21 protein-coding genes are annotated in these 25065 nt (G+C 67.6%); 5 read left to right on the plus strand and 16 right to left on the minus strand.

The genetic code is table 11. From position 1 onward, the window contains the following. Positions 1–68: 68 nt before the first annotated feature. Positions 69–1034, plus strand: a complete 966-nt coding sequence (locus ABT340_RS30990) for a zinc-binding dehydrogenase (protein WP_352014401.1) — start codon at positions 69–71, stop codon at positions 1032–1034. Here the strand turns inward: ABT340_RS30990 and ABT340_RS30995 are convergent. Next, positions 1018–1221: a hypothetical protein gene (locus ABT340_RS30995; protein ID WP_352014402.1), complete on the minus strand. Its 204-nt coding sequence runs from the start codon at positions 1219–1221 to the stop codon at positions 1018–1020. The two genes, ABT340_RS30990 and ABT340_RS30995, sit on opposite strands and share 17 nt — an antisense overlap. 315 nt (positions 1222–1536) lie before the next feature. Beyond that, complete coding sequence (locus ABT340_RS31000; protein ID WP_352014403.1) at positions 1537–2190, minus strand: type 1 glutamine amidotransferase domain-containing protein; 654 nt, start codon at positions 2188–2190, stop codon at positions 1537–1539. Positions 2191–2259: 69 nt separating this feature from the next. Between ABT340_RS31000 and ABT340_RS31005 the strand changes: the two genes are divergently transcribed. After that, positions 2260–3105 (plus strand): LysR family transcriptional regulator, encoded by an 846-nt coding sequence (locus ABT340_RS31005; RefSeq protein ID WP_352014542.1) that lies wholly within the window; start codon positions 2260–2262, stop codon positions 3103–3105. A 4-nt stretch (positions 3106–3109) separates the two neighbouring features. Here the strand turns inward: ABT340_RS31005 and ABT340_RS31010 are convergent, their stop codons facing one another. Together ABT340_RS31010 and ABT340_RS31015 are read right to left on the minus strand one after the other, a co-directional pair. Further along, positions 3110–4309 carry a TolB family protein gene (locus ABT340_RS31010; protein WP_352014404.1) on the minus strand — a complete coding sequence of 400 codons (1200 nt, stop codon included), beginning with the start codon at positions 4307–4309 and terminating at the stop codon, positions 3110–3112. Beyond that, entirely contained in the window at positions 4309–4830 is a 522-nt protein-coding gene (locus ABT340_RS31015) for a SigE family RNA polymerase sigma factor (protein ID WP_352014405.1), read from the minus strand. The genes ABT340_RS31010 and ABT340_RS31015 overlap by 1 nt, the downstream gene beginning before the upstream one ends. Positions 4831–5741: 911 nt before the next feature. Here ABT340_RS31015 and ABT340_RS31020 point away from each other — a divergent pair. After that, positions 5742–7826, plus strand: a complete 2085-nt coding sequence (locus ABT340_RS31020; protein ID WP_352014406.1) for a tetratricopeptide repeat protein — start codon at positions 5742–5744, stop codon at positions 7824–7826. Positions 7827–7831: 5 nt separating this feature from the next. On the opposite strand, the gene ABT340_RS31025 is transcribed toward ABT340_RS31020, so the two are convergent. From ABT340_RS31025 to ABT340_RS31035, 3 genes are read right to left on the minus strand one after another with little or no spacing between them, the layout of a single operon-like run. After that, a complete protein-coding gene (locus ABT340_RS31025) occupies positions 7832–8764 on the minus strand; it encodes a carbohydrate kinase family protein (protein ID WP_352014407.1) in 933 nt (310 codons plus the stop codon). Next, complete coding sequence (locus tag ABT340_RS31030; RefSeq protein WP_352014408.1) at positions 8761–9321, minus strand: hypothetical protein; 561 nt, start codon at positions 9319–9321, stop codon at positions 8761–8763. Before ABT340_RS31030 ends, ABT340_RS31025 begins: the two co-directional genes overlap by 4 nt. Before the next feature lie 11 nt (positions 9322–9332). Beyond that, positions 9333–10544: a CDP-glycerol glycerophosphotransferase family protein gene (locus ABT340_RS31035; protein WP_352014409.1), complete on the minus strand. Its 1212-nt coding sequence runs from the start codon at positions 10542–10544 to the stop codon at positions 9333–9335. Positions 10545–10912: 368 nt separating this feature from the next. Here ABT340_RS31035 and ABT340_RS31040 point away from each other — a divergent pair, with 368 nt between their 5' ends. Continuing rightward, positions 10913–13858, plus strand: a complete 2946-nt coding sequence (locus ABT340_RS31040; RefSeq protein ID WP_352014410.1) for an AfsR/SARP family transcriptional regulator — start codon at positions 10913–10915, stop codon at positions 13856–13858. Between the two features lie 505 nt (positions 13859–14363). Here ABT340_RS31040 and ABT340_RS31045 read toward each other — a convergent pair. The 8 genes from ABT340_RS31045 to ABT340_RS31080 are packed head-to-tail and all read right to left on the minus strand — an operon-like array spanning position 14364 to position 22537. Beyond that, positions 14364–14831 carry an NUDIX hydrolase gene (locus ABT340_RS31045; protein ID WP_352014411.1) on the minus strand — a complete coding sequence of 156 codons (468 nt, stop codon included), beginning with the start codon at positions 14829–14831 and terminating at the stop codon, positions 14364–14366. 14 nt (positions 14832–14845) lie between these two features. After that, complete coding sequence (locus ABT340_RS31050) at positions 14846–16465, minus strand: carbamoyltransferase family protein (protein ID WP_352014412.1); 1620 nt, start codon at positions 16463–16465, stop codon at positions 14846–14848. Next, positions 16462–17304: a nucleoside/nucleotide kinase family protein gene (locus ABT340_RS31055; protein ID WP_352014413.1), complete on the minus strand. Its 843-nt coding sequence runs from the start codon at positions 17302–17304 to the stop codon at positions 16462–16464. Before ABT340_RS31055 ends, ABT340_RS31050 begins: the two co-directional genes overlap by 4 nt. Beyond that, complete coding sequence (locus ABT340_RS31060; protein WP_352014414.1) at positions 17295–18305, minus strand: Gfo/Idh/MocA family protein; 1011 nt, start codon at positions 18303–18305, stop codon at positions 17295–17297. Before ABT340_RS31060 ends, ABT340_RS31055 begins: the two co-directional genes overlap by 10 nt. Before the next feature lie 29 nt (positions 18306–18334). Then, positions 18335–19393: a Gfo/Idh/MocA family protein gene (locus ABT340_RS31065; RefSeq protein ID WP_352014415.1), complete on the minus strand. Its 1059-nt coding sequence runs from the start codon at positions 19391–19393 to the stop codon at positions 18335–18337. Beyond that, on the minus strand, positions 19390–20277 hold the full coding sequence (locus ABT340_RS31070) for a sugar phosphate isomerase/epimerase family protein (protein ID WP_352014416.1): 888 nt from the start codon (positions 20275–20277) through the stop codon (positions 19390–19392). The genes ABT340_RS31065 and ABT340_RS31070 overlap by 4 nt, the downstream gene beginning before the upstream one ends. A 12-nt stretch (positions 20278–20289) precedes the next feature. Continuing rightward, a complete protein-coding gene (locus ABT340_RS31075; RefSeq protein ID WP_352014417.1) occupies positions 20290–21528 on the minus strand; it encodes a methionine adenosyltransferase in 1239 nt (412 codons plus the stop codon). Positions 21529–21532: 4 nt separating this feature from the next. Further along, entirely contained in the window at positions 21533–22537 is a 1005-nt protein-coding gene (locus ABT340_RS31080; protein ID WP_352014418.1) for a glycosyltransferase family 2 protein, read from the minus strand. 125 nt (positions 22538–22662) lie between these two features. Here ABT340_RS31080 and ABT340_RS31085 point away from each other — a divergent pair, with 125 nt between their 5' ends. Next, a complete protein-coding gene (locus ABT340_RS31085; protein WP_352014419.1) occupies positions 22663–24021 on the plus strand; it encodes an NsdA family TPR-like regulatory protein in 1359 nt (452 codons plus the stop codon). Between the two features lie 49 nt (positions 24022–24070). On the opposite strand, the gene ABT340_RS31090 is transcribed toward ABT340_RS31085, so the two are convergent. Further along, positions 24071–24805: a nuclease-related domain-containing protein gene (locus tag ABT340_RS31090; RefSeq protein ID WP_352014420.1), complete on the minus strand. Its 735-nt coding sequence runs from the start codon at positions 24803–24805 to the stop codon at positions 24071–24073. Positions 24806–25065: the final 260 nt, after the last annotated feature.

The raw sequence follows: 25065 nt of genomic DNA on the forward strand, positions 1-25065 counted from the left end.
ACTCCGAGACCGGTCGGCGGGTTTCCCGAACTTCGAATGCTCGCCGGATGGAAAAGGAGAAGTTTCACATGAAGGCTCTGGTGCCCACCGGCGACCTGGATTCCCTGGTCCGGTACGACGACGTGGCGGCCCCGTGCCCGAAACCCGACGAGGCGTTGGTCGCGGTTGAGGCGTTCTCTGTCAACCGGGGGGAGTTCTTTCTCCTGGCGAGACCGCGTGAAGGCTGGAGGCCGGGCAAGGACATCGCGGGCACGGTCGTGCGGGCAGCCGACAACGGGACCGGACCGGGTGTCGGAGAACGGGTGGTCGCCCATCCCGCGTCCGCCGGGTGGGCGGAGAAGGCGGCCGTCCCCACCTCCTCGCTCGCCGTACTGCCCGGCTCGATGACAGCCGTGACCGCGGCGGCGCTGCCGCTGGCGGGACTGACCGCCCTGCGCCTGATGCGGCGGATCGGCGGCGTCCTGGGGAAGAGGATTCTGATCACCGGCGCCTCCGGCGGTGTCGGTCACTACTTCGTCGAACTCGCCGCCGCCTCGGGCGCCGAGGTGACGGCTGTCAGTGCCTCGCCGGAACGCGGGCTACGGCTGACCGAACTCGGCGCGGCGGACGTCGTGCACGACGTGGCGGAGGCCACGGGACCGTTCGACGTCGTGCTGGAGTCGGTCGGCGGCGACTCGGCTCCCAAGGCACTGTTGAAGACGGCCAAACGGGGGACCTTCATCTGGTTCGGCCAGGCGAGCCGCCAACCCGCCACCTTCAGCTTCTTCGACTTCTTCGCCGGGCCCGAGTCCGCCCGGTTGCACCACTTCCACTACGCCGACAGCGACGTGGCCGATGGAACCGACCTGGCCACTCTGGTCAGGCTGACCGCGACCGGGCGGCTCCATCCCGAGATCGGACGTGAGACGGACTGGGCGGACACCACCACGGTGCTGGCGGACCTGCGGGACCGGAGAATCCGTGGCAAGGCCGTCCTGCGCGTGGAACCCGCGCCGGCGAGCGGGGCTGACCGTATGGCTACGCACGCGGCCTGAAGTGGCGCACGGTCAGGGCCACGGCGCAGACGACGGTGACCACCCCCGCGGTGAGCCCGAGCGTGCTGCCCTCACCGCCGTTGGCCATGTTGGAGACCACGTTGACCGTCGCGCTGACCGCGAGGAGCATCCACAGCAGGGCACGCGCGGCCCGAAAACGCCTGCGGGGAACCGGGAAATAGTTCATGCCGAAACCCTAGGAAAACCCCAGGACCTGGGTAATCCGGTCCGCCACCGACCTGGATTGGGGCTGACAGGAAGGCCGGAAGGTGGGGCCGGCACCACCATCCCCACCGAACCGGCCCCGGTTCGAACCACGGCTCGCCCCACCCCCGCTCAGGATCCCGGCTTTCGTCCCGCGTCAGCCTTCACCCGACCCCGCTCAGGCTCCCGCCCCGCCCGGCCCCTCCCGGCGTTCGTCCCGCGTCAGCCTCTATCCGGCCCCGTTCAAGCTCTCCGCCCCGTTCGGGCGCCGGCCCCCGTTCGGACGCTCAGGGCCTGTTCACTCCCCGGCCAGTACCCGCACGACCTCCTCGGCCACGCCACGGGCCGAGGCCGGGTTCTGGCCGGTGACCAGGCGGCCGTCCGTGACGACCTGGGCGGCGAAGTCGGCGGCGGGCACGTGCTCGGCCCCCTGCTCGCGCAGCCGCTCGGCCAGCGGGAACGGCACCACCGCGGTCAGCCCGACCGCCTCCTCCTCGCTGCCGGTGAAGGCCGCGACCCGCCTGCCCGCGACCAGCGGCTTCCCGTCGGACAGTTCGAGGTCGACCAGCGCGGCCGGACCGTGGCAGACGGCCGCGACGACACCACCCCGCTCGTGGACCCCCCGGGTCAACCGGCCGATCCCGGGGTCGCCGGGGAAGTCCCACATGGCCCCGTGACCACCCGCGAAGAACACGGCGTCGTACCTCTCCGGCTCCAGGTCCGCCACCCGCGCGGTCTCCCCGAGCACGTCGAGGAAACGACGCTGCACCGGGTCGTCGGCGTTCTCGCCGTCACGCGGCGGCACACCCCCGGCCACACTGACCACCTCGACCTCGTGCCCGGCCTCGGTGAAGATCTCCCACGGCTCCGCCGCCTCCGACACGTAGAAACCGGTGCTCCTGCCGGTTTCACCCAGTTCGCCATGGCTGGTGAGGACAATCGCGATACGCATGCCATGATCGTCACCCATCTCCCCGTGGACGACCAATAACGCCTTCCGGGTACTACCATCAGAAATCTGATCTCACTCGACCTGCTGCGTACGTTCCTGGCCGTCCACCGGTCAGGGTCGGTCACCCGTGCCGCCGAGCACCTCGGCCTGTCGCAGCCCGCCGTGACCGCGCAGGTCAGGGCGCTGGAACGGGCACTCGGACAGCCGTTGTTCGAACGGCTGCCCCGGGGCATGGCCCCGACCCCCGCCGCCGACGAACTGGCCGGACGCGTCGCGGCGCCGCTCGACGCGCTTGAGGAACTCGACGTCACCGAGACGCCGGAGCGAGCCGTACACCTCGGTGGGCCCGCGGAGCTGATGTCCGTCCTGGCACTGCCCGCGCTGGCCCCCATGGTCGCCGGGGGGCTGCGGCTGCGGGTGACGCTCGGCCTCGCCGACGACCTGCTCACCACGCTCGCCGGGGGCACGCTCGACCTGGTGGTCTCCACCGTACGGCCCCGAAGGGGTACCGCACTGACGGCCGAGGCGCTGTGCGACGAGGAGTTCGTGCTGGTCGGCGCCCCCGGCTGGGACCTCGACCGGCTTGAGGCGGCTCCCCTGGTCGCCTACGCGGAGAATCTGCCGATCCTGCGCCGTTACTGGCGGGTCGTCTTCGGGACCCGCCTGACGCGCGTGCCCGCCCTGGTCGTCCCGGACCTGCGCGGGGTCCTCGCCGCGGTGGTCGCGGGCGCGGGGGTGACCGTCCTGCCCCGTTACCTGTGTACGGCGGAGCTGACCGGCGGCCTGCTCGTCCCCCTGCTGGAGCCCGAGCTGCCGCCGATCAACACGCTGTTCCTGGTGTCCAGGGCAGGAAGGCTTCACCCCATGGCCGTCGCGGTCCGCGACCACCTGCTACGACGGGGACGTTCCTGGTGACCGGTCACGGAATCCTGGACAGGACGACCACGTGGAGTTCGCCCTTGAGCCGGTAGGACATGATCCGGCCCGTCGGGTCGGTGACGGGGAACTCGCCATTCTCCACCTCCGCCGTGCGCAGGCCCAGGTCGACGATCGTGCCGGTGCTCACGTCGAAGAGCCCGAGCGCCTGCTCGTCCTCCTTGATGTTGCACAGATGGAAACGGTCCTGCCTCAGCGGCTCGGGGATCTGGTAACCGAGGGGCACGTCCTTCTGCTGTGAGCCGTCACGCAACCGGACGAAGCCCTCCTCGTCAGCCGTCACGCCGATGCAGGAGCGCACCCCGCAGGCGTACACCCGGTCCTTCCCGTCGACGGCGGCCGAGTCGACCTTTCCGGTCTCCAGGTTGACCAGCCGGGTGAAGAGGGGCTTGTCGCGCCCGCCGCCGATGCCCGGCGAACCCGCCCACGGCCACGACAGCAGGTGCTGCCTGTCGCCGGCCGGAATCCGCGTCGCCTTCCCCCCGGTCAGGGGAACGGTGAACACCCCGCCGTTCACCGGGGAGAACACGACCTTGCCGTTCGCCACGCCGAAGCCGTCGAACCCCTCCATGTCCTGGTCGGCCACGGGACGGGCCCCCGCACCGTCCAGCGACGCGGCCCAGATGTGGGTCTTGCCCTTCGTCGTGTTCCACCAGGCCACCTGACCGTCGCCGACGCTGAAGCCGCCGGAGAACCGCACCACCCCCTGAGGCTCGGGCACGTCCGCGATCTTCCGCGGCTCCCCGCCGGCCAGGGGGTAGGCGTAGATCGTCTCCGGCCGCTCGAAGTCGCGGTCCGCCGCGACCAGCAGCGTCTGGTCGTCGATCAGGGTGATCGGTCGCAGGTCCCGGCCGTTCGGCGCCTTCAGCGGCAGCTTCACCACGGCCTGCGGCCACACCTGCTCGATCGGCTTGGCCTCGATCTTCGTTGAGGTCATCACCTGGGACGACCTCCCGCCTGTGGCGCTGGCCGACGAGGCCCCCGTGTCACCGCCCACGCGCAGCCCGACCACGCCTCCTCCCGCGACCGCGACCACGGCCGCCGTCGCGAGTGCCGCCTGCAGCCGCCGCCTGCGCCGCCGGTATCCGGTCTCCAGCCGGGCCGCCGCCGTACCGGCCAGCCGGGGTGCGTTTCCCGCCGCGTGCCCCAGGGTCTCCTGCAGACTCCTTTCGAAATCGTTCATCACCACTCCCCCTGCACTGCGCCGATATTTCCCGAAATTTCGTGGCTTTCCGTCCGCATGGCGGAGCGAAGCTTGTCCAACGCCCGTGACGCCTGGCTCCGTACGGTCCCCCGGGAGATCCCCAGGGCCGCCGCGATCTCCGCGTCGTCGAGCCCCTCGTAGTACCGCAGCACCAGCACCACCCGCTGTCTGCGCGGCAGTACGGCCAGCGCCTCCCACATCGCCTGCTCCCCACCGTCGGGCAGCCTGTCGTGGTACCCGTGCTCGGGCGGCTCCCAGCTGAGCACCTCACGGCGCCGCAGCCGCCAGACGGCGACGTGCAGCCTGGCCATGATGGTGCGCACGTAACTCTCCGGATTCTCCTTCGTCAGGAGGCGCGGCCAGGCGGCGCGGAGCTTCAGCAACGCCTCCTGCACCAGATCCGCCGCGTCGTGTGGGTTCCCGGCCAGCACGTAGCCATAGCGCAACAGCGCGTCCCCCCGCTCGGCGACGAACTCCGCGAACCGTGGATCTGCTTCCAACTACCTTCGCCTCCCGTCGTCCTCATCACCCCCCAGATGAGAACGCCCCCGAAACTGTTGCATCCCACCGCAAAATCCATGGTGGTCAGGAGGTTCCGTCTTCTCCTGCGAGGCGAGGAGGCCTCCGGCCCAGTCTGTGGAGACATCGGGAACCGGCCCGTGGGGACATCGGGAAGGGAGCCGCCCCCGTCCACCACAGCCGTAGCTGAACGGGAACATTCCCGGAAGGGAACGACGACTTAACCTCCAAGAACCATGAACCGATTTTTCGGACCTACGTTCGAGTTTGGGCCTTCGCAATTTCCCTGCACGTCTCCCACGTTTCACATCGGGAGTGGTCGCCCCCGGCGTTTCAGACGCGGCGAACAGGAGGAACCGCCGGTCCTTTTTACGACGACCGAACAATCGCTCCCCCTCCCACACAAGGTGACCGCATTTGCTTGCTTTCCCTTCATCCGGGGTTCCCCGAGCCGCCGAAGCCGTCCGCGCGACTCCGCCTCCGGACCGATCACCGAAGCCGGGGATCCAGGCACGTGACCGGACCCGGGCAGGCCGGATCACTCCCCCAGAGGATCCGGGGAGGGACATGACCGGCCGGACTCACGACGTGTTCTCCGTCGACCACATGGTGATCCCATATCTCCGAAAGGTTCGCGATCCCCTCCCGCCCGACAGTTCCGGCGATACGCCCTCCATAACACGACGCACAAAAACACCTGAGCGGAACATTCTCTTGAGACCCTTGACGCACTTTGTCGTAGTGATAAGCATGGAAGGTCCGGCCGGATTTTCTCGGTGCCTAAAAAAGACTGTGGACGACCCTCCAAGGAGCATGAATTACCACTCACGACGCGGGTAGGGCGATGGGTGAGGACCTCAGAGACCAGGAACCCCAAGGACATTCCAACGAGTTGGGTGGGACCGTTTTCGGGCCTGCCCTCCAGGCACACGACGTTCACGGTGGCATCCATCTGCACCAGGCGGCCTCTCCCGAAACCCCGTTGCCCAGGCCCAGCCAGCTCCCGGCGGGACACGTTCTCGTCGATCGCGACGACGCGCTCGCCCTGCTGGACGACATCCGTTCCGACTCCGCCGCGACAGGGGCGCCCAAGGTCGCGGTGGTCAGCGGCCCGGCGGGCATCGGCAAGACGGCGGTGGCGCTGCGCTGGTCGCACAGGGAACGCGCCTCCTTCCCTGACGGGCAGCTCTTCGCCGACCTACGGGGAGCCGCGATCGAGAAGCCCGTACAGCCGACAGAGGTGTTGGGGAGGTTCATCCGCGCGTTCGGAGTCTCCCCCGAGCGCATCCCCGCCGGGCTGGCGGAACGTTCCGCGCTCTACCAGTCGCTGGTGAGCGGGCGCCGTCTGGTGGTCGTGCTGGACAACGCCGTATCGGCCGCACAGGTGGCCCCCCTACTGCCGGCCTCGGCGGACAGCGTCACGATCGTCACCAGCCGGTGGCGCCTGGCGGGGTTGCTGATGCGCGGTGCCCGAGCCGTACGGCTTGAGCAGCTCGGCGCGCAGGCCGCGCTTGAACTGCTGGAACGCACCATCGGCGGTGATCGGGTACGTGCCGAGCAGGAGTCGGCGGAGAGGCTGGTCGAGTTGTGCGCCCGGCTGCCGCTGGCCCTGTGCGTCGCCGCGGCCCGGCTGGCCACCAGACCGCGCTGGCCCCTGTCCGAAATGGTGCGGGCTCTCACCCACGAACGACGGAGGCTGGCGGAGTTGTCGATCGGCGACGAGGACGAAACGAAGGTCCAAGCGGCCTTGACCCTCTCCTACGACGGCATCTCGTCCGAGGACGCCGGACGGGTCTACCGGCGGCTCGGTCTCTTTCCCGGCGCCACCTTCGACAGCTGGTCGGCCGCCGCGACGGTCGCGATGCCGCGTGTCCACGTGCGGGAACTGCTTGAGACCCTGACCGACGCCAACCTGCTCGACGACGCACCCGGCGGCCACTACCGCTTCCATGACCTGACCCGGCTGCACGCCCGGGAGATGGCCGAACGGGACGAACCCGATGCGGTCGAGCGGACCGTGCACCGGGCGGTCGACTGGTTCCTGTTCACCGCCGCGTCCGTGAACCGGGTGGTCATGCCCTACCGCAAGGTCGATTTCGACGCGGTGGTCAACGAGCCCGCCGACCTCCTCACGTTCGACGACCGGGCGGAGGCGCTCAACTGGCTCGACGACGAGTTTCCCAACTTCAGGGCGGCCATACGGGTGGCGATCGATCGGGAGCTGTTTCCCGCGGCGTGGCAGTTGGTGGACGCGCTGTGGCCGCTGTTCCTCTACCGAGGCCATCACGACGAACGTCTTGAGGTCGACCTGATGGGCCTTGAGGCGGCACGGGCCTGCGCGAACTCTGTGGCCGAGGCCAAGATGCTGGACCGGATCGGGCTGGCTCACCGTGCCCTCGACGAACTCGACGAGGCGGCCTCCGACTTTCGTGCGGCGTTGGAGATCTGGCGTCGGGAGGGCAACCCTCGCAAGGTGTCGAGCAGTACACACAAGCTGGGACTGATCGAGCTGGACCGGGGTCACGTCGAGGAGGCCATCGCGCTGTTCCGGATGTGGCTGAACGAGTACCGCTCGGTCAACGAACCACGCGAGGTCGCACTGTTGCTGCGCGACCTCAGCGAGGCGCTGATCGAATCGGGGGAGACGGTTGAGGCCGTTGACCATCTGACGGAGGCCGAGGGTCTGCTCATCGACGTGGATGATCCGTACAACCGGGCACGTGCCCGTATCCTCCTCGGCAACGCGCGGGGCGGGGAGCCGGGGACGGCCCTGGTTAACCAAGGGCTGGAGGAGATGAAGAAGATCGGCTCGGCGACCGGCCAGGCTCAGGCCCTGCAGGCGTTGGGTGATCTCGCCCTGCGGGAGCATCGTGAACAGGACGCGCGGGCCCTCTACGAAGCGGCCCAGCACGTCCTGTCGCGTAGCGGCGGTCGGAGCAGGCAGCTACAGAAACGCCTGTCCCGGCTGTCCAGGTGATCGTTTCAGCTGTCCCATCGCCCGACGACGGTGTCGGGCGGATGGGAGACGTCCAGGGCCGACAGTTCTTCGAGGGTCAGTGACGTGGTGAACGAGTTAAGGTCACCGACCTTCCAGCCCGCGTGCAGCACCGCCAGCCGTAACGCCCGGACCGGGTCCCCCGTCTCACACCAGAAGTGCAGGAAGGTGGCGAACAGCGCGTCGCCCGCCCCGGTCGTGTTGACCACCCCGCGAGGCGCCACCGCCCGCACGCGGACGAGCGTTCCCTCCCTGGTGGCCAGCAGCGCCCCCCGGGCGCCCAGGCCGACCCCCGCCAACCGGCAACGCGGGTAGCGGGCGAACAACCGTCTCACCCACACCTCCGGCGGGTCGGGCAGCCGTTCGTCACTGCAGAAGACGATCGTCGCCGCGTCGAGCCACGGCCGGTTGTACTCCCCGTCGAGGTCGGAGACGAGATGGACGTCCACGGCGATGGGGATGCCGAGCCGGGAGGCGGGTTCGACCAGCTCACGGACGAACCTGGCGTTTGTCAGAACCAGCAGGTCGGCGCCGTGGGCGTTCGCCTCAAGCAGGTTCACGGGATATGGGACGGTGTTCACCGGCGTCAGATGGGGAAGCCCCATCCGGTGGCCGTCCGGATCGACGAGCGCCACTCCCACCGACGACTCGGGTCCCTCGACGACGCCGGGGCCGAGCAGGCCGTACCTGCCGAGTTCGGCCGCTATGCCGAGGCCGGGCAGGTCACGGCCGAATACGGTGCACAGGCGGACGTCGTCCCCCAGGGTGCTGAGAACTCGCGCGATGTGCCCGGCCGCCCCGGAGACCCCGGTGGCGATCCAGCGCGGGGACGAACTGGAGGAGTACCGCACTGGGAACTCCTCCAGCCCCACCGACACGTAGAGGCTGACGACACCCGCGACGACGATCCGACGTGTCACGCCGCCTCCTCTGCCGTACGGACACACACCCGGCCGGTCGTCTCAAGTCCTCCGGTCCGTCCCACATACCGGCCGAAGAACACCGATTCCGTGGTCAGGGCGTCGAGCGGCATCCCGGCGGCGCGCCAGCCGTACAGGAAGGAGCCGCAGAGCGCGGGACGCGCGCTTCCCGCGATCGTGACGAGCCGTCCGTCGCGCAGCGCGGCCAGGCAGCCGGGCGGGTGCGCGCCGACCGCGACCTCGCAGCCCGGGTAGCGGCCGAGGACCTCTCTTCCCGGCTGCGGGGTCACGAGCACGTCGGCCACCTCGTACCAGTCCTGGTCCGCCCGCTCGTCGAGACGGGCGACGACGTGCGTGCCGTCGAAGATCCGGGCGCCCCGGGGAATGCCGTGCCTGGGAGTTCCTCTGCCGGGGGTGAGAAGCATGACGTGGGTCTCACGGACCGACGTCACCATGAGTGCCGGTGTCCCCTGGCGTGGTACGGCGACGCCGCGCCGCTCGACCGTGGGCAGGCGTCCCACCCTGAACAGCTGGACCGTGACGAACCTGTCGGTCATGGCCGTTCCCCTCATGTGGCGAGGCGGGGAACCGGCACCGCCGGGGTCACGTGGACGTGCTCGGGCTGTCGCAGCTTCAGTAAGCGGTAGATGAGACGGCACATGTTGTGGTCGAAGTTGCCGGACGCCGAGGTGATCAGCTCGGTGACGGGCTGGTGGCGACCGGGTCGCATCTCCCTGGCCGCCCGGTCGAGCTGGGCGCGCAGCGAACCGCGCCGGGAGATCCGGGGGGCGACGGCCGCCAGCTTGGCGAGACCGGAGGCCGGGTCGACGTCCGCGTTCGGGAATCCGGCCAGCATGACGGGCTTACCGGTGACGGCGCCGTACAGGGTGACCGAGCCGTGGTCGCCGATGATCCAGTCGGCGGCGGCGAGGACCGCGCGCCAGTCGACGTCGGGCGGGATCAGGCTCAGCCCGTCCCGCAGCTCGTCGGCGAGCCAGGTTCGCACCTGCCAGATGCCGTGCCCGAACCAGACGTTGGGGTGGAAGAGCGCCACGACGCGGTACTCCTCGCGCGGCAGTTCGGCGAGCAGGCGCGGCAGCAGGTCGGGGTGCCTGCCGAACAGCGACTGCTGCCCCCAGGTCGAGGTGACCACGACCAGCTTCTGGTCCGGACCGACCTTCAGCGCCTGCCGGTAGAGGTCGCGGTGCGGCAGGCTGGCCACCAGCCGGTCGTGGGAGGAGTCGCCGATGACCGCCGCCACGGGAAGCGCCTGCGAGCATGTGCGTGCCAGCCGCCCGAGCTCGATCTCGTGCGACAGGACGATCGCCGCGGGCAGCACGACGCCGTCGCGCATCAACCGCTGGGCGTCGAGTCCGTACGGTGCGCGGTCCTCCGCCCTGGCCCCGTCCCTGGCGGGCACCAGCTTGTTGAAACCCGCACCGTGCGGCATGACGGCCAGCGGCGCGTGGATCTCGTGGATCGATCCAAGGCTCGCGGCCAGGGCGAGGTCGAACCTTTCGTTCTTTGCCTGCTCCCAAGGGATCATCACGGCGTTCAGGCCGCTGACAAACTCGTCGACCCCGGCGTTGAAGACGTCCGGAGCCTTGGTGAAGACGACCTGGATCCTCAGGTCCGACTCCAGTAACCGGGTCGTGTCCAGCAGCCTCTGCCCCGTGGTCACGGTGTGTACGGCCACCAGGACCGTCTTGCAGTCTCCGCGCGTCACCCATCGACGGGAGTCGAGCCCGACGGTGACCCTGTTCCATTCGCGATCGGACATTTTCCTGCCCCACCCTCTTGGATTCATCCGGCCTTCGGCAGTGGGCGAAGCCCACCAACCGGAGCGTCACCCCCGGACCTTGCGGAACCCCTTGCGGTCTCCTTGCCGGAACCCTGCACCCAACTCGTACGGCTCCAGCCTGTGAATGACGTGAGATACAGAAGTGACATCACGGCCCTGGATCCGCCCCAATTTCAATGAAAAAATCTCACGTGGATGCTGACGCCCTAGGTAAAGGGGCTCGAATGGAATTCCGCATTCTCGGTCCAGTCGAGTTATGGTCCAGTGGGCGACGCCACGACCTGGGACAGGCCAAAGCACGTCTCGTTCTGGCCATCCTCCTCATGACTCCGGGAAGACCGGTAACCGTGGAGTCGCTCGTCCACAGGGTGTGGGGCGACGCCCCGCCCGCCAAGGCCAAGGACAGCCTGTACAGCCACGTCGCCCGGCTGAGAGGCTTCCTCAACGGCACCGTTCGCCTGCGACGACATGCCGGAAGCTACCTCCTTGAGACCGACCCGGAGAACGTCGACTACCACCGGTTCCAGAGGCTTCGCGCACAGGCAAGGGAAAGCGAGACCGCCGAACAGGCCCTGCGCCTCTATCGCGAGGCGGACGCGCTGCACCGGGGAGAGGCACTGACAGGCCTGTCGGGAACGTGGGCCGCCCGGACCCGGGAGAAAATCGAAGCAGAACTGCTCGACAGCAGGGTCGAACGCATCGAACTCGAAATTCAGCACGGCCTAAAATCCGGCAACAGCGCGGAACTCGTTGAGCTGGTCAACAAATTCCCGTTCCGCGAGAAACTCGTCGAGCTTCACATGCGGAAACTCTGCCACGAAGGGCGGCCGACGGAGGCACTCGACGCCTACAACCGGGCGCGTCAGGAACTCATTCGCGAACTCGGCACGGAACCCGGCCCGGCGCTCCAGGAACTGCACCTGCGCATTCTCAAAGGCGATCCCGCGTTGTCGCCCACGCCTCGTCGTGCCCTCGGCTCGGTTCCCGGTGCGGCCTCGGGCCCGGCCCCCGATGTGGTCCCCGGTTCAGCCCCCAGGAAAGACGCGCCCCCGAACACCCTGCTCCGGGACAAGCAGACCTTCACCGGCCGCACCGTGGAACTGGACCAACTCGTCGGTTTCCAAGCCCGGCGGGACACGGTCACCGTGCTGGCGATCGACGGCATGGCCGGGGTCGGCAAGACGGCGCTGGCCGTACATCTGGCGCACCGGCTCACCGGCGACTATCCGGACGGGCAGCTCTACCTCGACCTGCACGGCCACGACGCCCAGAACGACGCGATGGACCCGGCGACCGCCCTTGACCGGCTCCTGCGAGATCTCGGCATTCCCGGCAAGCTCGTGCCGAACGGTCTGGACGGCCGGGCCGCGATGTGGCGGGCCGAGTTGGCCCGCCGCAAGGTGCTCATCCTCCTCGACAACGCCGCCCGGCACGACCAGATCAGCGACCTTCTTCCTGGGAGGCCCGGTAGCCTCGTCGTGATCACCAGCAGACGGCGGCTTGCCGGACTCGACGACGTCCACTCCCTCTCGCTGAACGTCCTGCCGCCCGAGGACGGCGCCGTACTCCTGCGTCGCGTCGCCGGTCCAGGGCGTGCCTTCCAGGAAGAAGGAGTCGCCTCGGTCGTACGGCTCTGCGGTCACCTTCCCCTGGCGATTCAACTGGTCGGCAGTCGGCTCAAGAACAGGGCCGCCTGGGACGCGGCCGACATCGCGGAACTGCTCAGCAGGACTCGACGAAGACTTCCAGCCATCAAGGCTGGGAACCGCGAGATCACCGCTGCCTTCGAACTGTCCTTTCACGCTCTTGACGAACGCCTGAAGCAGGCGTTCTGGCGGCTCGGCCTGCACCCCGGCGCAGACCTCACCCCCGAGAGCGCGTCGGCACTGTTGGACACGAGCCTCGCCGAGGCCGAGGAGATCCTCGACGAATTCGTCGATCACCATCTGATCGACGAACCCCGCAAGGGCCGTTACCGATTCCACGATCTCATCCGTGAGTACGCCCTTCTGCTGTCGGACCGCGAACCGGAGGCGTCCCGCACCGAAGTCCTCGGCCGAGCCTTCGACCACTACCTCCTCACAGCGGACGCGGCGGACCGACTCCTCTACCCCTACCGCGCCCGCGACCCGATCGAGGTTCCTGGCTCGTCGCCCAGGGTGGTCGAATTCAGCGACACCGACCAGGCTCACTCCTGGCTGGAAGCCGAACTGAACAACCTGGTCCTTGTCGCCCACCATGCCACCAGCCACGGATGGGCCAAACACGCCGCCCTACTCGCACACGTACTCAGCCGTCACCTGGACCTGTGGGGACACTGGACCGAGGGGGCCACCCTCCATGAGCGGGCGATGGTGACCTGGCACGAGCTGGATGACCGTCCAGGCCTGGCTTGTGCCATGACCGACCTCAGCGTGGCCAGGTGGCAGACCGGCCAATACGACGAGGCGCTTCATCTGGCAACCGAGGCGTTAGAGATCCAACGAGCTGCAGCAGACCAGAAGGCGGTCAGCTACTTACTCGACCACATTGGCCTAGTGCACTGGCGTCGCTCCGAGTTCGACGTCGCCTTCGGCTACTTCAATCAGGCTTTATCACTGCGCAGAACGATTGGGGACCGTCATGGCCAGGCAGACAGCCTCAACCACATCGCTTTCATCCACAGTCACCGAGGAAACCATCTCTGGGCCGCCGAATGTCTGTGGGAAGCGTTCGGCATGTGTCAGGAGGATGCTGACCTGCGTGGCCAGCAGGTCACGATGAACAACATTGGCGACGTCGAGATAAGTCTCGGTCACTATGATAAAGCGCTACGCCACTACCAGCAGGCGGCTTCCTTCGACCCGCACATGGGCCCGCAGAGCGAGGCAATCTGGCTCAACAACGTTGCCAACGCCTACCAGGGTATGGGGCGTTACACAGACGCCCTTGAATTCTACCGAAAATCCTTCAAGGGGTACCAGAGAATCGGCGACCGAGGGCACGAAGCCGGCGTCCTAAACGACATCGGAAGTTGTTATATGCGGATGGGAAGAAGCCGGGAGGCACTCATCCATCACCAGAAGGCCGCGAACATATCGATCGAGATATCAGATCACTATCAGGAAATTGTTTCCCTTCGGAGCATCGGCACAATATACCGGAGCACAAAAAAGCATGAAATCGCCCTAAGATTCTTCAAGAAAGCTCTCGATCTGACTCGTAGCATCGGCGACATTCATCAGGAAGCAAGAATCCTCGATGAGATGGGATCCGCACTCACCCGCGCGAGAGAGACGAAACAGGCAGAGTGAAGCCAGTAACATATCCCCACGTCTACAAAGGCATCTAGATTCATCGAAGCAGGGCCACCCGGAACCCCATTCGGCAATCATAGAGACCCACTCGGCCGCACCAGCCGTAACCGGCACTCAGACCCACCGGGCAGACCAGATCAGCCTTGAAGCAAGCGGACCTCCCCTGTATCGTTCCAGTCGAGCCATAGCAGACCCAAAATCGGTCAGTTGGACATGAACCCTTCGCCTTGTGCAGATAACACTCTCCACAGAAAGCATCGAGTACGATAGGAACGCGGCAACAGAAGCCGACAGCTATCCCTCGATGTAAAGGACACCGGGTTCACCATGCCCTTTTCTGTCACTTTGTTGATGGCCGTCAAAGACGTCTTCATGACCTACATCATGAATAATTTCGATCTTGCCGCTCTCATTATACAGAGCCTTTCTTAAACAGCGGAAAGCGCGATCCGCAGATAGAGCAATGGGCGCGGCCACGGACGCGCACAGGCCTGTGCAAGCGTCAGAGCCTCATCCTGGAAGAACCGGTCGAGGGACCGTCAGCAAGGAAATGGCCGATCAACCTTGTAAGTTCTACCGGGTAGACCGTCTGGTCGGTGGCATTCAGATCCTCCAGCGTCCACCATTTCCAAGCCAGGATGCCGTCGGTCTGCGTGGCGCGGGCAGGGTCGACATGGTCGGCTGAGAGGCGGACGACGAAGTAGCGCTCGACCTGCCGAACGGTCTCTCCCTGAACCAGGTGCTCCTTGCTGCGGGTGGCGATCTGTGAGCCAAGCTCCACATCTGCGACGCCGAGTTCCTCGCCGAGTTCCCTGCGAACGGCAGCCTGATAGTCCTCTCCCGGGTCGAGCGCTCCTCCGGGGGTCGCCCAGAAAACCTTGCCGCCCTCGTCGTAGCGGAGCAGCAGGACACGGTCGTTCTCGTCCAGGACGACGGCGCGGGCGGCCTCTCGGATTCTCGGAGTGCTCATCTCTCCATCCTCCTTCAGAGCTTCTCCACCAGGTATTCGCCCAGGCACAAGGCGTCCAGGTCGCTCGCCTGGAATGTCGCGAGCGCGTCGGCCGGGGTCTCCACGATCGGTTCACGGTCGTTGAAGCTGGTGTTCAGCACGACGGGCACGCCGGTGAGTGCCCCGAAGCGTTCGATGAGCGCGGCGAAACGTGGAGAGGCCGCAGGGTCGACGGTCTGAACGCGGGCGGTTCCGTCAACATGAACCACACCGGGGATCCGGCTCCTGGCGCCGTAGCGGACGGCGGGTGCGAGCAGCATGAACGGGGACGGACCGTCCAGGTCGAACCAACGGGAGGCGTCGGCGGTGAGAACGGCGGGGGCGAACGGCCGGAAGGGTTCGCGATGCTTGATCCGATCGTTCAGCGCGTCCCTGCCCGCGATGCCGCGTGGGTCGGCCAGAATCGAGCGGTTGCCCAGCGCCCGAGGACCGAGTTCGCTACCGCCCTGGAACCAGCCGACCAGACGTCCGTCGGCGAGCATCTGCGCGGCGCAGGTGGCGATGTCGCTCTCCCGGCGCCAGGTGAAGGGGACGAAGCGGCGCTCGACAAGCCCTGAGCGAGGATCACGGTTCAGCGCGAGCTCGATCTCCTCGCCGGAGTAGAAACGGCCGAAGGAATCCACAGTCAATGAGCGGCGAGGTAGTTCGCCGGTGAGCTGGTGCAGGCCGTACAGGGCGTTGCCAAGAGCTTGGCCACGGTCAGAGGCCGGGGGCGGGACGAACAGGCCGCTCACCTCGGGCAGGCGGCGAATCCTGTCGTTGGCGACGCAGTTGAGCGCGACTCCACCGGCCATGCACACCTCACTCACCCCGGTGACCGAGATGACAGCCTGGATGAGCGCGCACAGTACCTGCTCCACCTGGTCCTGGAGGTAGGCCGCGGCGTCGATGCCACGCGGGTGGTCACCCCGGCTGCCGGGCGGACCGAAGTCGAAACCGGTCGTCGCGGCGAGTGCGGCCACGCCTCGGGCATGCGTGCTCTCCAGCCGTCCGTAGACGCGGGTGTCGTGGAGGTCGAACAGCGGCGCGAGGTAGGCGGTCGGGTCGCCGTAGGCGGCCAGAGCCATGGTCTTTCCTGCCTCCTGAGGGTGCCAGCCGAGATGCTCGGTGAAGGCCTCGTAGGCAGCGCCGATCCCACCGTGGCGGCCCCGGTTGGAGTCGTTGCCGCCGAGTCGCTCGATGCCGTCCGGGCCTGCCAGGTAGAAGGTCTCGGTATCGGCGTGGTTGCCGGCGCCGTCAGCGATCAGCACGGTGGCCACGTCGTACGGACCCAGGCAGTAGGCGGTGTAGGCGTGGGAGAGGTGGTGGTCGAGAACGCGGATTCGCTCCTCCTCGACGCCGAGGTGTGCCAGCCCGGTATCGGACGGGACGGCCGGAGTACGGCCGACGTTGCTGATCACGACCAGATCGATGTCGTCGAGACGTAGTCCGGCGGCGCGCAGACAGTACAACAAAGTTGCCTGCCAGCCGGGACTGTAGCGGGTGCGGTTGAGGCGCTCCTCGCCGATCGCGATCATCACATCGGGGGTGACCAGAGCGGTGCCGCCATCGTGCCCGAGGTTGATGCCCACCGCGCACGGTGTCTTCCTGCTCATGAGCCTGTCTCCGTGAACTGGCTGGACCCGAGGGGATTCCAGACGAAGGTGTGGTCGCCGACCTGGTGCAGGGCGGCGAGCTGGAACATCTGCATCAGCCCGCCCCTGTAGGCGAAGGCCGTGGTGACAGGGCTACCGAGAACAGCGGCTCCACCTGCGGCGTTGTAGGCGATGGCGAAGGCGTCGGCGATGAGCGGGCGGGAACTTACCGACCACCCCTCCGACGAAACCCCGGACAAGGCCAGCTCGACGGCCACCATCTCCTGGATGGCCCCTGGGGTGAGTGAACTGGTGTCGATGATCAGTGGCGGTCGAGGGCAGAGTTCGGGCGCGTGTTCGCGGTAGAACAGGTCCATCCGCTCCAGCAGCTCCGGTTCGTACCACTGTTGCCAGCGTGGATGGGAGACGCGTCCACCGCGACGGTTCAGGCTGTCGGTCACCCCGACCTGGAGAATCACCGTGCGCATGTCGGCGGGCAGCACCGGTGCGATGTGCTGTCGGTGGTAGTCCAGGGCCTTGGCGTAGGGGAACGCGTCGGGATGACGGGTGGCGAAGCAGTAGGCCAACACGCCGAGGTGGTTGCGATCCAGCAGTACGGCTTCGACGTCGTGTTCCTCAGCACAGGCCGACAGGGCGGCGGAGCGTAGTCGTTCCGATCGCAGATACCACAGGGTGTGAGCCGCGGTGCCCGGGTGGACGGGAGCCTTCGTACCGCTGACGAGTTTGACGTTGGGTTCGGAGAAGAACACGCACCGGTCGCCGAGCCTCGGGACGAGAGCGGCGAGCAGGCTGGTTTTGCCCGCACCGGGTGGTCCTTCGAAGGCCAATGTCAGAGGCATCGGGTTTGGTCTCCTTCGGTGGCGGGGATGTCGATCCACGCTCCGTCGGCCTGAGCTGAGATCGCCGCAGCTTGAGCCAGGGCCAGGGTGCGAAGGTGATCACCGGCGTGGTGGGGTGGGAGCCGGTCCTCGGCGAGAGCCTCCGCGAACGCGGTGTAGGCGGTCAGGATCCCGTCGGGCACCCATTCGCCGGGAGGCGTGCGCGAGATGGTCTTCCCCGAGGCGGTGTGCAGGGTCGCGGTGGTGTAGGTGAGATGGGCGTCGGCTCTGGTGCCGTTGACGAACCAGTTGCTCGCCCACGCCGCCGCCGAACGGGTCGCGTCGTACAAAGCCAGAGAAGCGACCAGCGGTGGCTCGTCGAACCGCAGCATGACCGTGTAGGCCAGTGGGCAGAGCGCGCTCTGCCCTGGGACACGGGCGGTGCGAGCGGTGACGGCGACCGGGTCGCGCCCTGTGTGCCACCGGACCAGATCCAGGTAGTGAAGGCCGTGATCGACGAACAGGTAGTCGGGGTGATCGGTGTACCAGCTGCGTTCGTCCTCGCCGAAGTGGTGCACGTGGGCCAGGTGCACGATCTCCCCAAGGCGACCGTCCGTGATCCACTCGGTGAGCACCCGTTGGGGCGGTGCCCAGCGCAGATTGTGATTGACCGCGATCGGCACCCCTGCGATCGCCGCCTGCTCAACGATCGTGGTGGCTTCCTCCAGGGTGTAGGCCAGAGGTTTCTGGACCAGGAGCGGCTTGCCGTACGGCAGCAGCGAGGCGATCAGTTCTGTGCGGCCGGTCGGCGGAGTCGTGATGTCGATGAGATCGACGTCCGGGTCGGCGGCCAGCTCGGTCGCGCTCGCGTGGACGCGCGGCGGAGTACCCGGCCAGGTGGCGGCCAGAGCACGGGCTGATGTTCCGGTGCTGCTGCATATGGCGACCAGGGGGACGTCACCGGCGGCGTAGGCGGGCAGGTGACCGGTGCGGGCGATCCGGCCCGCACCGATCAGACCCACCCGCGGCTGTGTCCCGAGCCTCTGTCGTGTCATACGATGAGCCGCCTCTCTACACAATTCGAAACGGAGGCGAGCACGGCCAGCTCCAGGGCGAGCCGCTCGACCCGCTCCGCCAGCTCGGCGCTGTCCGTCCGCTGCCAAGAAGGCTCGGCTCCGAGGACGGGAAGACCGTGAGCGCGGCGCAGGCGGACGTCGATGCCACCCCACATCGAGGCGAACACCCGGTGCGCCTGCCGTTCTCCACTCCCTGACAGCCCCGCCAGGTACGGCGGGGCGAACGTGAGGGTCTCCGTCCGGTCTCCGACGTCGAGGTAGATCTCGTCGCGGTAGATCCCGGCCGATGCACCGGTGATGATCATGGTGAACACGGCGCCACCCCCATGGATGAGGGCGTGGAGCGTCCCCACCCCGGGGGTGGTGACGCAGGCGAGTGCCGTGAGCTTGGGACAGATCACCGTCAGAGCGGTGAGCTGGTGATACCCCTGCCACAGCAGTACCTGCAGGACTCGGGCCCGGTGCCCGTCCAGTCCGGACGGCAGGAGCGGCGCCGGATCGGCGTCGAAGGTGTACGGCGTGAAGCCGGCCGGGAGGAAGTCTGCTCTGGTGGTCTGATCGGCTCCGTCGGCCTTGATGAGCACGCCACCGTTGATCTTCCCTGCCGAAATCGTCTCCAGCAGCGTGTGCAGAGACGGGTCGTAGGCCCGCATCGCGCCTACCTCCAGCAGCAGTCCCGCCTGAAGTGCTCGGCGACGCAGCTCTTCGGTACGTGTGACGTCCAAGCTGAGGGGCTTCTCGGTGAAGACGTGTTTCCCCTGCTTCAGGGCCAGCTCGACCAACGGTTCGTGCACGCCGGTCAGAACCAGAAGCATGTCGGCCTCGTCCAGCACTTCGGTCGCGTCGGCGGCGAAGTGCGGTACGGCGAAGCGACGTGCCGCCTCCCAGGCCCGGCTCACCTCACGGTCGGCGACGGCCACCACCTCGAACGCCGGATGGGCGGTGAGGAGCGGCAGGTGTATCCCGAACGCCGCTCCACCACATCCCACGATCGCCAGCTTCCATCTCCGGCTCTCACCGGTTCTCGTACTCACGCGGTGTCCACGATCGCTCGGGCCGTCACGTAGGCGCGGGTGGCGATCTCGCTTTCTGGCAGCAGCCGCAACTCGGGGTTGAACAGCTCGACCGACAGCGGCCCGCCGTACTCCGTGGCTGCGAGCGCCTCGGTGAACGTCGTCCAGTCCAGGGCTCCCTCACCGGGGAACAGCCGCATCTCGTCGGTCCACCGGTCCGGCGACAGACCGGCCGGAACGTCGGCGATCTGTACATGCTCGATGCGCAACGGCGCCAGTCCGGTCAGGTGTCCGGGGTCGGCGCCGGTGGCGGCCCAGTGGAAGGAGTCCACGCACACACCCACGTCGTCGCGGCCGACGCGCTCCAGGAGTTCGGCCAGGTGGGGCAGGGTGGCGGCGACCTCGTGCGGCCCTTCCAGGCAGGGGTCCAGACCGGCGCGAACTCCGACGGCCTCGACGGCCAGCCGTACTCCGTAGTGGGCGGCCACCTCGGCCAGACCTCGCAGCCGCTTCACCGCGATCGCGCCAGCTGACTGCGGATCGTCGCCGGTGCGCGGGTTGAGCAGTACGGTGGCGACCCGGCAGCCGATCGTCTGGAACGCGGCGAGCCGTTCGGGCAGGTCGGCCAGTGTCGCGACGTAGGCGTCATCGGTGAGCAGCAGTGGGGCGGGCAGTACCGGTCCGGCGGGGATGATGCCGCTGGCTGCCGCCACGCTCAGGCCGAGTTCGCTCAGAAGCGTGGCGACCTTCTCCGGCCCGTAGGCGACGACCCGCTGGATCGACAGTTCCACGGTGTGGAAGGAGGTCACCGCGGCCAGGCACAGGAAGTCCTCCAGGTCCAGTCCGGTGACGGTGGCCGGGTTCAGGCAGGGCTCCAGTGGAGGTCGGGTGGGACGAGAAGTCATGGGTTCGCTCTTTCACGCGGTGGGGAGCGCGCCGTCCAGCAGCGCGGTACGGATGTCGTCCAGGTCGCCCATCACGGCCGTCACCGTCTTGCGGGTCAGGTCCGGATCGATGCGTTCGTCACCGGAGGCCTGCACCAGGACCTGCCAGGGGTCCTCAAGGTCACGCCCCGACTGGGAGACCAGGGCAACCGCGTACGTTCTGCCGGTCTCCTCGTGCAGTTTCGCCGCGACCCGCTGTGCGGCCAGGTTGTAGAGCTTGCCGACGTGGTAGACGGAGTTCTTGCCCGAGACGCCCTCCATGGACATCGGGCGCAACATCGAGATCAGTCCATTGGCGCGGTTGCCACGGCCGACCACGCCCTCGTCTCCCGACTCGATCGAGGAGCCGATCGCGGTGAGGTACAGCTCGCGGCGAGTGTCGTCGTCCCGGGTGTTGACGGCCACGTGCACCTGGTGGTCGGGGGCCAGTTCTGCGGCGAGGTCGGTGATCAGCTCTCTGGCCTGGTTCCGGTGGGCGACGTAGGTGTCCAGGTCAGGGGTGTGCGCGGCAATCTGCGGGACGCACGCGGTGATGTTCAGCCGTACTCCGGTGCGTACGATCATGAGCTTGACGTCCGTCCCGAACTGCGGGTGCCCGGTGGTGAACTCCGCGGACGTCAGCAGGGGCTCGATGGTCAACGCGAGTTGTTCGGCCAGACCGAGCGGGGCGTACCCGACACCTGCGGAGGTGTCGTTGGCGAACATCCGCTTCAGCTCGGGAAGGTCCTCCAGGCCGCGCGGCGCGAACCAGAACCGGCGTCCCGCCTGCTGGTCGTCGGTCGGCCCGGTGACGGCCCCGGGGCTGGACGCCTGTGACATGCGGGAGCGGATGACCAGATCGGTCTCCGCGTTCAACAGCGGCAGGGCGCGACCGAGGAATTCCGTCGTGGCGGTGGTGATGATCTCTTCGACCGGGATGATGTGGTCGCCGAGGGCGGGGGTGAGCCGTCCGTTGACCAGGGCGACGATCGGCTCGGTGAGGCGCCCGTGCCCGAAGCCGACCTCGGCCGCTCCGCCGAGCAAGGCGGTCTTGTCGGTGTTGTGGTGCAGGATCGCACCGAAGTGCTCCAGACAGTAGGCGCTGTAGTGCCGGGAGACCGCCTCGGCGACACCGTCGGCGAGTGTGTCAGGGTGTCCGGCCCCCTTACGTTCGACGAGCTCCATGTTGAGCTGGTCGGCACCGGTCAGACCGGTCGCGGTGACGAGATTCATGACGTCAGCACTCCTTGGATCGGTGGAGAAGACGAATACGTTCGGCGTGGTAGGCGCCGATGCGGACCAGGTCCCGCATACCGCGCACCGCGCTCGCGCGGTCGAGGAACCCCCACCCCATGACGAGGGCTTCGAAAGCCAGGGCCAGGGCCTGCCTGTCCGCTTGGATCGCTGCGAGGTGCACGCGCACGCTGGAGTGCATCCGCGCCACGCAGACGCCGTGGCAGATCCCCTGGATGAGGAACCAGCGGGCGGTGGTCTGTTCACGGCCGACGGGATGAGTGACGACGGCAGCCGGCTCGATCACCACCTTCAGGCCTTGCTGGGCGGCGCGGTCGACCCATTCCAGGTCCTCGCAGTCCAGCGGCAGTCGGCCGCGTCGTCCCAGGTCGGTCCGGAAGGGCCCGACCTGCAACGCGGCCGCGCGTTCGACGAGCATGTTGGCCGTGGTGATCCAGTACGGCCAGCCGTGTCCGGTGCGCTGCTGTGGCCACTCCGGCGGACCGTGGCACTCACGCAACGGCAGAGCGGCGGCGTCCCGCAGCGGCACGACGCTCCCTTCGGGATAGACGGTTTCCGTACGGCCGCCCACGATCGAGGCTCCTTCCTCCTCGGCCGCGTCGACCAGGATGGTGAGCCAGTAAAGGTCTGGGATGACGTCGGGATCGGTGAACGCGACGAAGCGTCCCCGCGCGGTGAGGATGCCCCGGTTGCGTCCCCGGCTGAGTCCGGCCCGTGGCTCCCTGACCACTCGCACGGGGAAGGGCCAGCTGCCGGAGGCGGCGAGGTCCACCGAGCCTTGCCGCCAGAGCGGGTCGTTGTCGACCAGCACGACCTCCAGCCGTTCGAGGGGAAATCTCTGCTCGGCGAGCGCGGCCAGGAAACCCCGCACTCGGAGCGCGTTCCCCCGAACTGAGGTCACCAGCGACACCAGGGGCTGCCGCTCACGCATCGTCGTCCCGCCCTTCACCATCTGTTCGAACCCGGTGAACGCCATGAGAGCAAGCACGCTCGGTACCTGGCTATGAACAAGGTGTTGCCCGGCTGTTGCCGATGGCCCCGGAGGAAGACGTTCAGCGAGTACGGTGAACGAGCAGGGACCAGCCGTGGTGGGTCGTGGTGAGGAGCCGCGCAATGGGAAGTGAGTCCTACCGGCACCCGCTGGCCGCACTTCGTGCCCAGCTGAGCCTGTCCGCCAGCGAGTACCTGACTCTGCTCGATCGGCGACATCGCGAACTCGGCTACGGGGCCATGGCCACTCGCAGAGAGAAGGTCGCCCGCTGGGAATCAGGAGTGTGCGCGCCCGAACCGACCGCCCAACTGGCCATCGCCAGCCTGCACGGCATCGCCGAACAGGCTGTACACGAACTCGGTTGGCCTGACTGGCTTCTGCTCACCTTTCCCGACGATCGAACAGCCCTTGGCGCCCCCTGGACCCGGGAAGGTACCGTGGCTTCAATGGCCGCTTCCAGGCGGGGAGGATCCGTGGACCGTCGAGGATTCCTGATAGCCACCGGAGCGACGCTGGGTGGCATCGTCACGCAGTGGAGCGAGTCGTTCGACCAGCTGCCCACCGCCCCAACCGGGCGGCGAACCCTCACCGGCGACATGGTCACCCGCCTGGAACAACGCCTCGACGACCTACGTCACCTCGACGACGTTCTTGGTGGCGGCGAACTCCGCCAGATCGCCACCGCGGAGTTCCAGCTGATCAGTTCCTTGGCCGACAGGGCGGCCTACACCTCCCAGACGGGGCGCCGTCTGTTCACGACCGTCTCGGAGGCCGCCCGTATCTGCGGCTGGCAATATTTCGACGCAGGCCGGCAGGCCGCGGCGCAGAAGTACTTCATCACCGCGTTGCGGGCTTCGGCCACCGCCGGAGACCCGGAGGCCGGTGCGCACGTCCTGTCCTTCATGGCGATTCAGACCTACTCCGTCGGCAACCCGCAGGACGCCGTCGGCCTCGTCCAGGCCGCCCAGAACCAGACCGGGCAGCGCCGTACCACTGCCCGGGTCCGCTCGATGCTCCACGCCCGGGCGGCCCGTGCCCTGTCCAAGACCCCTCATGGCCGCAACGCCTGCACCCACGAGTTGTCCCTGGCCCGCGAGACCTTCGCACGCGGGGCGCACGACGACGATCCGCCGTGGATCTACTGGATGACCGAGGGCGAGATCGAGATGCTCGCCGGATCGTGCGCCCTCGACCTGGGCGACCCCCGGCAGGCGTTGCGGTTCTTCGAGGCCGCCCGCGCCGCGGAGTACTCCGCCGACGGCTACGTCCGGGACAACGCCCTCTACCTCACCCGCGCCGCCGAAGCCCACCTCGCCCTCGGCGAGATCGAAGAGGCTTGTACAGCTGCGCGGCAGGCCTTCGAGCAGAGCAGCGGCGTGGACTCGACCCGTCCCTCCGGAGCGATCACCGACCTCCGCAAACGCCTGAAGCCACACCGTTCCACACCCGTCGTCCGGGATTTCCTCGAACTCACGGCGTGACCACACCCGGCTGTGCGACCTGCCCGATTGAGGTCTCTGTGGGCGGAGGTCAGGTGATGTACGGCGGGAGCAGGCGTTCGGCGGTCGCGCTCACTTCGGCGATTTCCGCCGCGCTCAGTGTCGCCGGTTGCCTGGTGATCCAGCCACGCACCTGAGAGGCGCGCAGCAGCGGCACGCCGGACGCCTTCGCCACCCGCAGCAACGGCATGTCGGCTCCGTGGACGGCCACTACGGGGACGACGATGACGCGACGCCCAAGTTCCCGGGTAAGGGTGTCGGCCACCCGCCCCGCCTCGTAGAGCACGGGCCTGACGATCTGCCCGCCGGAGGCGCCGCCGACCCTGACCGACCGTCCGCGCCGGACCAGCCGCTTTCCTCGGTGCCAGTTCTTGGTGTCCACCACGAAGACGCCCGTCTTCCCGATCACCAGATGGTCAACGTTGGCCCGGCCGCTGGGCAGGGCCCGGTCGTGGAGCACGGTGTATCCGTGCCGCCCCAGAGGACGCAGCATCCTGGCGGTACGCCGTTCGCCGATCGCCCCTTTGCGCCAGGTTCGTACGGCCTCGTGCCGACGCCAGCGGTACGCCGTGTCGGCGGTCCCGACCACAACGGCGACCAGCAGGGCCGTCGGCCAGTTCCACAGCCACCACACCGCGATCGCGCTCACCAGCACGAGCCCCGCCCGCAGCGCCAGCCGCCGGGTCCGCCCCTCAGCGAACTTCGCCCGGTACTGCGCATGCGCCGAGGCGCCCGCACCAGCCGTACTGGATGGGCGAAAGAACATGAAACAACCTCCGGGGGAAGAACATCAATGCATACCCCAGAAATGTATAACGATCATCAACAATAGAAGAATACGGTTTTCGGTGCGCCCATATTCATATATCCGAAAATCAAATCCCAATGTCTGACGTCTGATGCCTTTTCCCAGAAGAGGGTCGTTGTTCGAGTCGCAGGAACATCGGTTGCAACGGGCCTCCGAGGGTCTTCAACGCGACGTTCCCGACGTTCCGTCGGCGATCGACGGTCCATCCAGCTCGTCAT

It is taken from the genome of Streptosporangium sp. NPDC000239 (assembly GCF_040300765.1).
GTDB lineage: Bacteria > Actinomycetota > Actinomycetes > Streptosporangiales > Streptosporangiaceae > Streptosporangium.